This window comes from Pedobacter puniceum (genome assembly GCF_009674685.1).
Classification (GTDB): Bacteria; Bacteroidota; Bacteroidia; order Sphingobacteriales; family Sphingobacteriaceae; genus Pseudopedobacter; species Pseudopedobacter puniceum.
Window position 1 is genome coordinate 1,152,709 of the sequence record NZ_WKJI01000001.1, and the last position, 13,397, is coordinate 1,166,105.

Annotated in this window: 9 protein-coding genes; 2 read left to right on the plus strand and 7 right to left on the minus strand. The window is 36.8% G+C overall.

Going from position 1 to position 13,397, the window contains the following annotated elements; all coding sequences use genetic code 11:
• Positions 1-27: 27 nt before the first annotated feature.
• Complete coding sequence (locus GJJ64_RS05205) at positions 28-1,161, minus strand: acyltransferase family protein (protein ID WP_154286659.1); 1,134 nt, start codon at positions 1,159-1,161, stop codon at positions 28-30.
• 126 nt (positions 1,162-1,287) lie between these two features.
• On the opposite strand from GJJ64_RS05205, the gene nagB reads away from it, so the two are divergent.
• Together nagB and GJJ64_RS05215 are read left to right on the plus strand one after the other, a co-directional pair.
• A complete protein-coding gene (gene nagB / locus GJJ64_RS05210) occupies positions 1,288-3,207 on the plus strand; it encodes a glucosamine-6-phosphate deaminase (RefSeq protein WP_154286660.1) in 1,920 nt (639 codons plus the stop codon).
• A gap of 23 nt (positions 3,208-3,230) precedes the next feature.
• Complete coding sequence (locus GJJ64_RS05215) at positions 3,231-4,499, plus strand: sugar MFS transporter (RefSeq protein WP_154286661.1); 1,269 nt, start codon at positions 3,231-3,233, stop codon at positions 4,497-4,499.
• 441 nt (positions 4,500-4,940) lie between these two features.
• Here GJJ64_RS05215 and GJJ64_RS05220 read toward each other — a convergent pair whose 3' ends face one another.
• The 6 genes from GJJ64_RS05220 to GJJ64_RS05245 form a co-directional block, all read right to left on the minus strand.
• Positions 4,941-5,402 carry a DinB family protein gene (locus GJJ64_RS05220; protein ID WP_229655463.1) on the minus strand — a complete coding sequence of 154 codons (462 nt, stop codon included), beginning with the start codon at positions 5,400-5,402 and terminating at the stop codon, positions 4,941-4,943.
• 134 nt (positions 5,403-5,536) lie between these two features.
• Positions 5,537-8,065, minus strand: coding sequence for a family 20 glycosylhydrolase (locus tag GJJ64_RS05225; RefSeq protein WP_154286662.1), 2,529 nt, complete (start codon positions 8,063-8,065; stop codon positions 5,537-5,539).
• A 59-nt stretch (positions 8,066-8,124) separates the two neighbouring features.
• On the minus strand, positions 8,125-10,062 hold the full coding sequence (locus GJJ64_RS05230) for a ligand-binding sensor domain-containing protein (RefSeq protein WP_154286959.1): 1,938 nt from the start codon (positions 10,060-10,062) through the stop codon (positions 8,125-8,127).
• An 18-nt stretch (positions 10,063-10,080) separates the two neighbouring features.
• A complete protein-coding gene (locus GJJ64_RS05235) occupies positions 10,081-11,142 on the minus strand; it encodes a dihydrodipicolinate synthase family protein (protein ID WP_154286663.1) in 1,062 nt (353 codons plus the stop codon).
• Entirely contained in the window at positions 11,142-12,158 is a 1,017-nt protein-coding gene (locus GJJ64_RS05240) for an NAD-dependent epimerase/dehydratase family protein (protein ID WP_026903205.1), read from the minus strand. The genes GJJ64_RS05235 and GJJ64_RS05240 overlap by 1 nt, the downstream gene beginning before the upstream one ends.
• Positions 12,159-12,181: 23 nt before the next feature.
• Positions 12,182-13,396, minus strand: a complete 1,215-nt coding sequence (locus GJJ64_RS05245) for an Nramp family divalent metal transporter (protein WP_154286664.1) — start codon at positions 13,394-13,396, stop codon at positions 12,182-12,184.
• Position 13,397 lies beyond the last annotated feature (1 nt).

The window sequence follows — 13,397 nt, forward strand, 5'->3', positions numbered from 1 at the left end:
AGCTCAAAAGCAAGTATTCTTAAAGATTTAAACCTTAATATAAATACGTCTTTTATCTAAAACATAACCTATCAACCAAAGTAAAAGCATATAAACAATAGCAAAAGATAAGGACGCGTTTTTATCTGATAACCAAGGTATAAACACACTCTCGTAAGTTAACTTAGCTAGAGAAACATCATTAATTTTAATCACATTTAACAGTTTAATAAACAAGCCAGATAAAACATAGATAAACAAAGGATTTCTGCCAAAAACTTCAAAGAAATAGGTCCATTTTTGGAAGTTTAATATTTCAATCACATATATCAAGAAAGAAAGTAAAAGTAAATCCCAGCCTACAGTGTAAAGTACATAAGAACTTGTCCAGATAGGTTTATTGATAGGAAAAACAGTATCCCACAATAAAGCTAAAAATAAAAAAACTATACCCGTTATAAGTAGTTGTACAGCTGTTTTACTTTTGTTAATATGCTCTTGAATATATCTGCCAGCTAAATAACCAAAAGTAACATTCACTATAGCTGGTAAAGTACTTAAAAGCCCTTCTGGCTCAAACGGAATACCAAAACCTTGATATAAATTTTGTGCTGGTAATAGCCATAAATCTACCTGAGTTACTACATTACCTTCTAAAGTGTAAGGGTCTGTTGTATTACCAAAAGCATATAAAATAAGCCAGTAGATAAGTAAGAAGGATATACTAATGATGATAACAGCGGCTCGGTTAAAATAAAATACAATAAGAGCGCCTAAAAGATAACAAACAGCAATTCTTTGCAATACCCCCCAAACCCTCAGTTCGAGAACGTTTTTAGCTACCAAATCGCCTTCCTCCCATTTTACAAAAGGGAAATAACCTAACAAAAAACCTATAAGAAATATTAAGCCAGCTCTTTTAAAAACTTTTTTAAGGAAAGCAGCATCCCCAGCAGCTTTTAACTTTTGCATACCAAAGCTTAAAGCATTCCCCACTACAAATAAGAATGTTGGGAAAACTAAATCTGTTACCGTAAAGCCATGCCATGCGGCATGTTTAAAAGGGGCATAAATTTGGCTCCAATTGCCGGGAGTGTTTACCACAATCATGAGGCAAACGGTAAGACCTCTTAAAACATCTAAAGAGAGGTATCTTGCTGTTGTAGCTTGGTTTTGTTCCATATAGAAATCAAATTATGAGAATAACTTAATAAAATTTTTAAAAAGATTTTAGCAAAATATGATTTTTTTATTAAGTTTGAAATAGAATTAAAATAGCATATTCATTATACATATAAAAAATCAACCATGTCTCGTTTAAACCTTCTTGAAGAAACTCGCTTTGAAAAATTACCAGTTAGCGTATTTGATAACCAGCATGCTGCTTCTATAAATGTAGCACAAAGAATTGCAAATCTGATAAAAGCCAAGCAAGAAAAAGGCGAAAAAGCTATTCTGGGCCTTGCTACCGGTGCTACCCCAGTAGGCGTTTATGCAGAATTGGTACGTATGCATAAAGAAGAAGGCTTATCCTTTAAAAATGTGGTAACATTTAATCTGGACGAATACTACCCTATGAAACCAGATGCTGCACAAAGCTATGTTACTTTCATGAACGAGCAGCTTTTTAACCATATAGATATTGATAAAGAAAATATTCATATCCCAGATGGTACTTTGCCAGAAAATGAAGTGGCAGACTTTTGTTTAAACTACGAGAAAAAAATAAGTGCTTATGGCGGTTTAGACCTTCAAATTTTAGGTATCGGCCGTACCGGGCATATTGGTTTTAACGAGCCAGGTTCTGCCCCTAACTCGGGCACACGTTTAGTAACTCTTGATGATTTAACCAGAAGAGATGCTTCCAGAGATTTTGGTGGTAAAGAAAATGTACCTACCAAAGCCATTACTATGGGTGTTGGCACTATTTTTAAAGCCCGCGAAATCATTTTAATGGCATGGAACCAGAAAAAAGCGCCTATCATTAAAAAAGCAGTCGAGGGCGAAATTTCTGCCGAAGTACCCGCTACTTACCTACAATTATCAGATCAGGTAGAGTTTATTTTAGATCAAGATGCGGCATCAGAACTAACTCGTTTTGATACTCCTTGGCTGGTAAGAGATTGTGTTTGGGATGCTAAAACCATTAAAAAAGCGGTTATTTGGCTAGCTAAAACTGTTAACAAACCTATTTTAAAGCTTACCGAAGAAGATTATAACAACAACGGTATGGCGCAACTGGCTACAGAAAAAGGTCCGGTTTATAATATCAACATCGATATATTTAACAAATTACAACATACCATTACCGGCTGGCCAGGTGGTAAACCTAATGCAGATGATAGCCAAAGACCAGAAAGGGCAAATCCGGCAAAGAAAACTTCTATCATCTTCTCTCCACATCCAGATGATGATGTTATTTCTATGGGTGGTACTTTCATCCGTTTGGCAGACCAAGGGCATGATGTACATGTAGCTTATCAAACATCAGGTAATACCGCTGTTTGGGATGATGATGCCTTACGCTATTTAGAATTTGCTATTGATTTTGCCAAAGTACAAGGTAATGATGCATCTACCCTAGAGCAAACTTATAAGGATGTAAGGAACTTCTTAGAAAAGAAAAAACCTAATCAGCCCGATATTAAAGAGCTTTTAACCGTAAAAGGTTTAATTAGAAAAGGTGAAGCTATTGCCGGAGCCCGATTTGCAGGTTTAAAAGATGAAAATATCCATTTTATGGATTTACCTTTTTACGATAGATACAAAGCCAGTAGCAAGGTAAGTTTTGAGGATGACATCATCCAAACTATGGAATTATTGAAGAAATATAAACCGCAACAGGTTTTTGCCGCTGGTGATTTTGCCGACCCACATGGTACGCACAAAGTGTGTTTCAATATTATATTAACGGCTTTACAAAGATTAAAACTTACAGAATACTGGATAAAAGACTGCTGGCTATGGTTATACCGTGGTGCTTGGCATGAGTTTGAGATTCATGAAATACAAATGGCTGTTCCGCTTTCTCCACAAGAGGTAAAAAGAAAACGTTTAGCTATATTTAAACATCAATCTCAGAAAGACTTACCTGTTTTCCCTGGAGATGATTCTAGAGAATTCTGGGTGAGAGCCGAAGAAAGAACAAGCGAAACCGCCAAAGCATATGACCAATTAGGTTTGGCAGAGTATGAAGCTATGGAAGCTTTTGTGAGATGGGAATATTAAACCAAAAACACTAAACAAATTATATGACCCAATCTTCATCTTATCAGCCAGCGCAAAAATCTGGTTTAAACCCAATATTCATTATTGGGGCTTTATTTTTCATTTTTGGTTTTGTTACTTGGTTAAACTCGGTACTTATCCCCTATTTAAAAATAGCTTGCGAGCTTAACCATTTCCAATCTTATTTGGTAGCTTTTGCTTTCTATATTGCTTATTTGGTGATGGCCCCAGTTTCTACCAAAGCATTAAATATATTTGGTTTTAAAAATGGGATGGCCGTTGGTTTAGTTATCATGGCTATTGGCGCTTTATTATTTATCCCTGCCGCCATGACCAGAACTTACAACCTTTTCCTTTTAGGTTTATTTGTGCAAGGTAGTGGCTTAGCTATTTTACAAACTGCATCTAACCCATACATTACCATTTTAGGGCCTGCAGAAAGTGCTGCAAAGCGTATCAGCATCATGGGGATATGTAATAAACTTGCTGGTGCTGCTGCTCCTGCAATTTTAGGCTCTATCATTTTAAAAGACACTAAAAGTTTCGAAGAAAATTTAGCCAACTTAAGTGAAGTTGCCAAAGCTGCTCAGTTAGATGAATTGGCTGCTCGTGTAATTACGCCTTATATGGCTATCATAGCTGTTTTAGCCATTCTGGCTTTTTTAATTTACCGTTCTAGCTTACCAGAAATAGATACCAATGCCGAGGATGAAAGCGTAGCAGCATCAAACTCTGGCAAAACCAGTGTATTACAGTTTCCGCATTTGGTACTGGGTGTTATTACTCTATTCTTGTACGTTGGTGTTGAGGTTATTGCAGGCGATACCATCATCAGCTATGGTTTAAGCCAAGGTATTGAGCCTGATACAGCTACTTTCTTTACTACCTATACCTTAATAGCTATGGTAGTAGGTTATATTTTAGGTATTATCTGTATCCCTAAATACATTAAACAAGAAAACGCTTTAAAACTTTGTGCGCTTTTAGGTATAGCTTTCGCGATGTTAGCCATCTTCTCTAGCGGATATACTTCTGTTTTAGCCATTGCATTATTAGGCTTGGCAAATGCTTTAATGTGGCCAGCTATTTGGCCATTAGCTTTAAATGGCTTAGGCCGATTTACCAAAGCAGGCTCCTCTCTATTGGTGATGGGTATTGCCGGTGGTGCAGTAATCCCATTATTATATGGCGCTCTGACGGATGCCTTTAATGCTCAACAAGCTTATTGGATTATGGTACCTTGCTATTTATTCATCTGGTTTTATGCCGTTAAGGGCAGTAAGATTAGGTAGTTGGTTAGTTTGTTAGTTGGTTAGGTGGTTAGTTTGTTAGGGCCCAAAAGGTTTATAAGTACTTAGGGCTTAAGAAGTTCATAGGTATTTAAGAATTGACTAACCGTTTCTATAGATTTTAAAAGCGTCTCTTCTTTTGTGATGAGGCGCTTTTTTGTGGTTAAAAACGTTATTTCAATTAGATTTGAAATATCATCTCTTCTTACACTTCTTTTTAATCATTGATTTATTGGGGATTGTATCAATACTCATACGCTCGCTAAGTATGCCGAAAGTATCTCCCTCTGGAGGGAGAATCAAGGAGGGAGGAAATTCCTATTATTTACTTAAAGCAAAGACTTTCACTCTACACTATCAAGCACTCTCAGCAAACGAGCGTATGACAGTAAACTCAAATAAACAATAAAAAATAAGCGATTGGATAAAAGAGCAGCTTATCTATTAAACCATACCATATTTTTGGATGATAGCCATTTGCCCAGCATGATAAGTGGTATGAGATACAATTCTACCAAAAGCTTCGGACTTGGTTTTGGTACCAAACTCTTGTGTACTGATATGAGTTCCCCAATCTTCATCGGTTTGCTGCTCAACAATAGATTTTAGTTTTTCAAAAGACTCTTTCACATAAGCTTTTAAAGCTGCTGTATCTACCCATTCGCCTGTATCTTTTTTATCAATAACTGTTTTAGCACTTACTTTAATTGTACTATCTCCAAATACATTCTTAGCAAAAAGTAGCTCTACATCACCTATATGTCTAATCAAAAAACCAATAGAGTTGGGCGCATCACCCAATTTCTTTTGTAAATCTAGTTCAGAAATACTTTCTAGCTGATTGGTAAATCTAGTTCTGGCCTCTAGCCAAAGTTCTAGCATCATTGCAGTTTTCGTTTTCATCATCTCTTAATTTAGGCAATCTACAAGTGTGAAAAAATGATTTAAATCCCTTTTTAAAGCTCAAAGCAAAAGGCGGAAAGCTTAAGGCTTAAATCGTTATCAAAAATTTAATTTTCTTGATTAAGATAAATCAATCACTAAAGACCGGCAACTGTTGTCCTTCCTCCCCTACCTTTACTATCAAACGCTCTAAAAGTTACATTCCCTTTATCAGCTAAAGGCTTTGTATACACTGGGCTACTGGCTTGTGGTAAGCTGCCATCTGTAGTGTATCTGATGGTGAAACCAGGTAATTGCATATTCGCTTTTAAGAGTCCGTTTTCTTTAAGCACACCCACCGGAGGGATGCGGTATTGGTAACCACCATTAAAATAAGCTAAACGTGGTAGCTCTCTTTTTCCTAGCAGGTTTACAAACCAGTTCCAGTCTTGCTTATAATGATTTTCTGCCAATAAGCTATCCGTTGCAGAAGACCAAATAGGCTCTGCTGCCCAAGCTCTTTCTGCAAAACCAAGGAGTTTAGGTAGCAACATATATTCTAATTGCTGCGGACCGCTAATCTTCTCAGACCAAATTTGAGCTTGTAAACCAACAATATTACTTTGCCCATAAGCGGTTAAACGTTCTTTATTTTTTAAGATAGATTTATCTAAAACATTGCCTTGTAAATCTTCTTTGGCACTTTTATAATAATCAAAAGGATTGAAATAGAAAGGCTTATCCACATCTACATAAGAACCCCAATATAAACCGGGCTCGTCTGCATCTTTTTCGTAAGCCAAATCAAAATAGAAATTGGTTACAGGTGCTAAAATAACTTTATAACCTGCATTGGCTAAACGGTAAGCCAAATCTTCTTGGCCCCAACCCCAAACGTTATTCCACACATAAGCATGAAAATTTTGAGAGGTAAAATCAGGATTTGCGATGTATTGGTTTTTACCATCTAACTTGGTTTTACGCATGGCAACCTCTTCCCAACCAGAAAGGTATAAGCCTTTTTGCTTTAAAATAGTATTGGCTTTAGCCAGATAATGGTACCATAAATCATCATATTCTCTGATGTTTTCTTTTTGCATCAACTGAGTAATAGCAGGAGATTTTTGCCAAACACCAGCCGGAACTTCATCGCCACCTAAATGAATGGTTTTTAAAGGTGCATCAGCTTCTTGATACATGGCCATCACCTCATCTACCACTTTTTCTATAAAGCTGTAGGTAGATGGCAGAGCGATATTCATCACATTATCATGATAGCCTTGAACAGATTTATAAATAGATTTATCTAGCGTATCTCTTAATAAATAACGTTTTGCTTCTTGCGGATTTCCGGCTTTCATGAAACGCTCATATCGGGCATCCATAGCTTTTATAGCTGCCCTAGCATGGCCAGGAGTTTCTATCTCGGGGATGATTTGGATATGCCTAGCTTTAGCATAGCGTAAAATTTCTATAAAATCAGTCTTGCTGTAAAAACCGCTTCCTGGGAAAGCACTAGTATCTGGCCCAGAGCCGTAAGAAGGTTGTAAGTTTTGCTTATCATCTAAAGTATGACCTCTTTTAGCGCCCACTTGTGTAAGTTCTGGCAAAGCCGGAATTTCTAAACGCCAGCCTTCATCATCATTTAAATGGAAATGTAGGTTGTTGAGCTTATACAAGGCCATCAAATCTAAAACCTTCAAAACTTGTGCTTTAGTTTGGAAATTACGGGCAACATCTAACATAAAAGAGCGGTAGGCAAACCTTGGCTCGTCTGTAATTTCTATAGCCGGGATAGTAATTTGTGTTTGTGGTGCTTTCCAAACCGATAAAGGCATCAGCATTTTTAAAGATTGTATTGCATAAAAAGCACCTGCTGTTTGCGTGGCCGCGATGATAATAGAATCGGGTTTAACCTTTAGCTGGTAAGCTTCTTTAGACAAACCGTTTACCTTTTTTAGGATGATTACTTGTTTTACATCTTGCTTGGCAAGCATCAGTTTTTTACCTAAAAACTGAGCGATATCTTGCTGTAAAAGCTTAGCCTCATTACTAAAAAAATCATCATAAACCAAGGTAGTCTTAGCGTTTAAAAGAAATTGCCCTGTTAATTTTACCGCACTTATTGGCGAAGGCAAAACCAGTTTACTATCTGATAAAGCCCCGTTGCTGATAGCTTCATTCTTCTGATAAATAAGTGCCGGCGAAAGCTTTAAACTTGCTTTTTCTGTCGTTGGTACAGCATTAACCTTAAAATTTTTAATGGGATATGCTTTTTGAGGTTCCTTATCAAAAACCAAATACAAACCACTTGGCGCATCGGTATAGGTAAAGGATCTACCCTCTGCAACATAAGTGATAACAGCTTTTGATGCCGGAGCAAGGGCTTTAAAATTTGTTGATGGAGTTAGACTAGCAAACTCGCCATTGATGGTTTGCAGTACCGCATTTGCACTTAAAACTTGGGTAACTTTTCTTGGGTAAGAAAAATATAGTTTCCAGCCATTTGCTGGTAAGCTTTGTTTGCTTTGGTTATGGATAGTGAAAGATGCTATAAACTGGTTTTTACCTTCATAATGATTAGCTAATAAATTCCACGCTATAGCTATTTTATCAACAGCTATAGGTTGTGCTATCAAGTTAACGCTAAACAGTAAGGTTAAACAGCTTAAAAATATTTTCTTCATCATTATTCATTTTAGGTATTTGATTGTATTTATAGCATCTTATTCAACGTTGACACACGCTATGGCGTATATTTCCATAAATCGGTATTTTTTCTGAAATAGATATTTCCAGAAGCATCCATAGCTAATAAACTAGCTCCTTTATCTAAAATGGTAACTTCTTTAGTTTTTGGGTCGAGCTTAAAGAAATGATTATTTCCCGTTCCGTAAATCATCCCTGATGGATGTATGGTTAAGAAAGCACTTCTCCAGATATGGCTTTTGAAAGGCGGAAAATCATACAATTTGTGGGTAGAAAGTACTACTCTTTGGGTTGCATCATAAATGAATAAAGTACCATCTGCAACACCCCAAATGTAGCCATCGGGTCCATTTATTAAACAAGTAATAGCTGTTGCGCCAGCTACAGGTATTATTTGATGCGTTTTTTGATTTTTATCTAAATCCCAAGAGAAAAGAACTGCTTCTTTGGTGGCTGGCATAATACCTAAACCTCCAGAAATGGTTGTACCTACCAAAATTTCTTTGCCTGTATAAGCTAAACTAGAAATAGCTTGTTGCTTTATAGGCTCATGAAAGGCTTTTAATTCTTGCGTTTTCACATCAAGAGTAATCAAAGCCCCCCCTAGTTTACCATACTCAGGTATCATTCCAAAAACCATTTGCTGGCGTTCTGGAATACTTAATACCGCAAAAGATCTACTTTGTCCTTCTATTTCACCAAGCTTTTTTGGATTGTTAGCTTTCAAATCCCATTTCTGTTGCGTATGGTATTGGTAAAATTTACCTTTTGGATAAATTCCGAAATAGATATTTTCGCCTTGTGAGGCCATACCTTCGGTTTGATCTAAACCGGATAATCTGCTTTTCTGACCACTCACCGGATGGTAAGTTGCATGTCCGCCAGCTAAATACCCTCCCATCCAGATATTACCATCAGGACCGTAAAGTAAAGCATTGATAGGAATAGGTTGTGCCGGAATAGCTAATTTAGTTTTCTCTGAGGTTTTATTTTTAAGACTGTATTTAACTAAATTGGCTCCTGATGTTAATATATAGACATCATCTTTAATAATTTTTATTGCGTTAGCCGTACCAACATCAGCCAAAAGCTTCTCTGCTAAACTAACAGATTTTGATGCATTAAAACTCATTAACGAACCTTTAGCTGTATAAAAAGCTGCTTTGCCTTTTTGGTCAGAAGCAACAGCTTTCATGTCTATATCTTGAATTTCCTGCTCTATTTGTTTAGTTTTTAAATTATATACCAATGTGGTACTTCCGGCGGTTAAGAGCGCTAGAAGACGATCAGATCCGTTTTTACCCGGTACAATTTCTAAACTGTATACAAACTCTTTATCTTGATATTTTTTGGGCAAAAGTTCCTTTTTTTCGCCGCTTATCGGATTCAGCTCTATTAAATGAGCATGAGAACCAATACCTGCATATAAAAGTCCGGTTTTGGCATGGTAGGCCAAGCTTCTTACATAATTCTCGCCAGCAACCAAAGGCCCTTTTGCAACATCAGAAAAACCATCCTTAGGGTGATATCTAAAAACCCTACAGCCAGGATAGGTAGCACCAAAAACTTCACCATCTTTACCTGCCGTAAGGTTCCACAAATAAGTTTCGCCTTTTAAAGCGGTACCCAAATCTTCAACCTCTTGTGTACCGGGCTTGTGTTTAAAAAGATTACCACCTGCACCAGGGATATATAAATAACCATCACTAGCTTGTGCCATATCCCAAACACCATCAGATTCTGGTAAAGCTTTATCTAAAAGCAATTTTTTACTTTTAACATCAAAAGCCAGTAAATGGGCTGGCTCCCCTCTAACAACGGTATAAACCAAGGGGGTTCCTTGTGTATCTTCAACAAAGATACTTCCTTGTATCATGGCAGCAAATACTTGCGGACCCAAGTTGGTAAACTTACCTGTTTTAGGTTGCGCAAAAGTAGCCAAAGAAATACCAGTCGCTATTACTAGCGTAAGCATATATTTTAAGTTCATAATTTACTTATCGTTTTTTAAAAATTCGCTTACAAAAGCGTCATCGTTTAAGTGTGGGTATGCCTTATAAACACGATCTATTTCTTCCATTTGGCCATCAGAAAGTTCTTCTTTAGGGTTTAAGCACCACCTACCTTCTAGTAAACCTTGTCTTCTTAAAACCTCATGAATTCCTGGTATACAGCCGTGGAAAGCTTGTGATGGATCAAACAATGCGGCATTAACATCTGTAACTTCAATACCTTTAATCAGAAGTTCATGTGCCTTTTGTGCTGTTGGGTTTGCCCGATGTTCTTTAATTTCCTCAAGCAGCTCTACCGCTTTCTTTGTCCAAACTGCCCAATGACCTAATAAGCCCCCAATAAACTGTTTCTCAAAAGTTTTCCCTTCTACCTCAAAGCGGTAGCTGGTTAACAAATCAGCCACAATATTATCATCATTACCAGTGTACATCGCTATTTTATCTCTTCTTGAGGAATGGCTTACCGCCCTCATAACATCTAATGTTTGGTAGCGATTAAAAGAAGCACATTTAATAGCTTCAATATTTTCAATCTCGGCAAATTGTAACCAAAAATCATAGCTAAATATTCTACCTCCTACAGATGGCTGTAAGTAAAAACCAAAAACTGGCATTACAGCAGCAACAGCTTTAACACGATCTAAGATTTGTTCCTCAGACCAGTTTTGTAAACCACCCATACTTAGCAAACCAATATCGTAACCGTATTTTAAAGCTATTTCTGCTTCTTTAACGGCTTGTGCTGTTGGCCCACAAATACCTGCAACTTTGATAAAAGGTCTGTCTAAATTTGCTTTGGTAACTTCTTCTGACGCTAATCTTAAAACCGTTTCAAAAAGATTTACTTCTGGGTCTCTAATTTCAAACTGGGTAGAGTGTACACCAACGGCTATACCCCCAGTACCGCTAGACATATAATATCTGCTTAATTGTCTCTGCTTAAATTCGTTTAATGTTCTATCTGCATTTAATGCTAATGGATGAGCCGGAATAACCGTTCCAAAATGTAAATGTCTTTTTAGCTCTTCTGATAATAATTTCATTAGAATTTACCTCCTCTTTCTTGAAAATGTGTTGCTTTGCCAAACTCTTCACCACCTTGTTGTAACCAAGTTGCTGTGATATCTATAATTTCTCTTACTGTAACTTTAGGATAACCAAATAACCTGTGGCATTCTGATGCATTATTAAGTAATGCTGTACCTTCTGCTTCATAAATAAACTTAGGTTCTTTACCAAAAATTTTCCCGAATTGATTGGCTATCCATTTAATAGATAGGGTTTCTGGACCTGTTACGTTTAACATTTTTGCTGGCGCCTCACAATGTAATAAAGAACGTATAGCAATTTCATTAGCATCTCCTTGCCAAATCACATTCACGTTTTCTGTACGCAGGTCAATTTCTTTTCCTTCTAAAACAGATTTTGCAAGCTCCATCATCACACCATATCTAAAATCTACAGCGTAGTTTAAGCGATAAATAAGTGTAGGTGTTTGATTTTTTTGAGAGAAATATTCAAAAATGCGTTCTCTGCCCAAACAAGACTGCGCATACTCGCCAATAGGCTCTGGTGTAGTTTCTTCAGAAACACCGCCAGATGTTACTGGTACAAAAGGTAAAACATTACCTGATGAAAATGCTACGATATTTGAGTTTTTATATTTTTCTGCTACCCTACCCGGTAAATAAGCATTCATAGCCCAAGTAAAACCTTCTTTACCTGTTGTACCAAATTTATTTCCGGCTAGGTAAATCACATTTTTGGCATCAGGTAGTGCTTGTAGTTCCGCATCATTTAATAAATCGCAAGAAATGGTTTCTATACCTACAGCTTCTAATGCTGCTTTTGCTTTGGCATCAGAAAATCTCGAAACACCAATAATTCTTTTGTTTATACCCGCGGCTTTAGCTGCTGAAACAGCTAGTTTACCCATACTTGGGCCCATTTTACCACCAATGCCTAAAAGAATAATATCTCCTTCTATTTTAGCCATATCAGCAATTAATGCTGCCGATGGTGCTAATAATTCAGATTCTAACTTTTCTAAATCTTTCATTCGTTTCTTGCTTAATCTTATAATTATTTAATAAATAGCTCGTAAAAATTCCAAATTGCCAATGAGCTTAATAGTACTAAGCCTATAGCTCCACCTACTTTAGCAAAACTATTATTCACATTTTCACCCATCATTTTCTTGTCATTGGCAATAGAAAACATGGCTATACCTATAATGGGAACTAAAAATATGGTAACACTTTGTGCAAAAATGATAAGTTCTAAAGGTAACTTTCCAAAGATGAGAGAAATGCTGGCTCCACAAACCATTACTAAAGCTATCAGTAACCTTACTGCTTTAGAACTTAATTTACTACTATAACCCAAAGCATCGCCCAAAAGGCTACCGCCAACGGTAGCGTTACCTACTAATGATGAAAAAGAGGCTCCAAATAACCCTGCTAAAAATAAATCAGCTGCGTATGTCCCAAATAATGGCTCTAAAGCTTTAGACATTTCTGATGCAGAATTTACTTTTATTCCTTGCGGATGTAATACAGCAGCAGCACAAATGATGACAACTGCACTCATAATCCCTAAAATATATATCCCTGTTGCGCTTCTGTTTTTTTGAGGTTTGGCGCCAGGCTTTCTGCTTTCTTGTACCAAATAAGCCTGATAAAAAGCCCCTACTATAGAAAAACAAGAAGCCATAAAAGCTATTAGCAAACCTGTTGAACCCACTGGAAAACTTGGAATAAACCCACCAGCAATACCAGTTAAAGAAGGTTTACTCAAAAACAAAGTTGTTAAAAATGAGAAAAGCATCAATCCTACCAATGCAATCATTAAACGTTCTAGGGTTTTATAAAAACTTCTAAAAAATAACAATGCAATGCCTAAGATATTGAAGACTAAAACCCATATCCACGCTTTAGTACCGCTGGCTTCTGCAATGGCAATACCTACCCCTATAGAGTTTCCTGCTTGAAAAGAAGTGGTGACTAAAAACACACCAAACCCTATTATTAATCCAGCTTTGTTACCCCATTTTACTTTAATTTGAGATAAGAGACTATTTTCGCTACTTAGCCCTATACGAGCCCCCATATTGGTAAAAATGAGCATAAAGAAGATAGCAATTACAACCACCCAAAGGGTTGAGTAGCCATATTCTGCACCAAGTTTTGAAGTAATGGTCATTTTACTTGGACCAAAAACCAGAGCTGCTGTAATAATACCTGGCCCTAGACCTTTTAATAATTTCACCAGCTTATTTTGCTGATTTTGTTCTTCCATA

Excerpts from the sequence above, each read along its gene's own strand:
- GJJ64_RS05220 (WP_229655463.1), bottom strand. The coding sequence starts at position 5,402 with ATGATGAAAACGAAAACTGCAATGATGCTAGAACTTTGGCTAGAGGCC.
- GJJ64_RS05245 (WP_154286664.1), bottom strand. The coding sequence starts at position 13,396 with ATGGAAGAACAAAATCAGCAAAATAAGCTGGTGAAATTATTAAAAGGT.
- GJJ64_RS05215 (WP_154286661.1), top strand. The coding sequence starts at position 3,231 with ATGACCCAATCTTCATCTTATCAGCCAGCGCAAAAATCTGGTTTAAAC.
- GJJ64_RS05235 (WP_154286663.1), bottom strand. The coding sequence starts at position 11,142 with ATGAAATTATTATCAGAAGAGCTAAAAAGACATTTACATTTTGGAACG.
- GJJ64_RS05230 (WP_154286959.1), bottom strand. The coding sequence starts at position 10,062 with ATGCTTACGCTAGTAATAGCGACTGGTATTTCTTTGGCTACTTTTGCG.
- nagB (WP_154286660.1), top strand. The coding sequence starts at position 1,288 with ATGTCTCGTTTAAACCTTCTTGAAGAAACTCGCTTTGAAAAATTACCA.
- GJJ64_RS05225 (WP_154286662.1), bottom strand. The coding sequence starts at position 8,065 with ATGAAGAAAATATTTTTAAGCTGTTTAACCTTACTGTTTAGCGTTAAC.
- GJJ64_RS05205 (WP_154286659.1), bottom strand. The coding sequence starts at position 1,161 with ATGGAACAAAACCAAGCTACAACAGCAAGATACCTCTCTTTAGATGTT.
- GJJ64_RS05240 (WP_026903205.1), bottom strand. The coding sequence starts at position 12,158 with ATGAAAGATTTAGAAAAGTTAGAATCTGAATTATTAGCACCATCGGCA.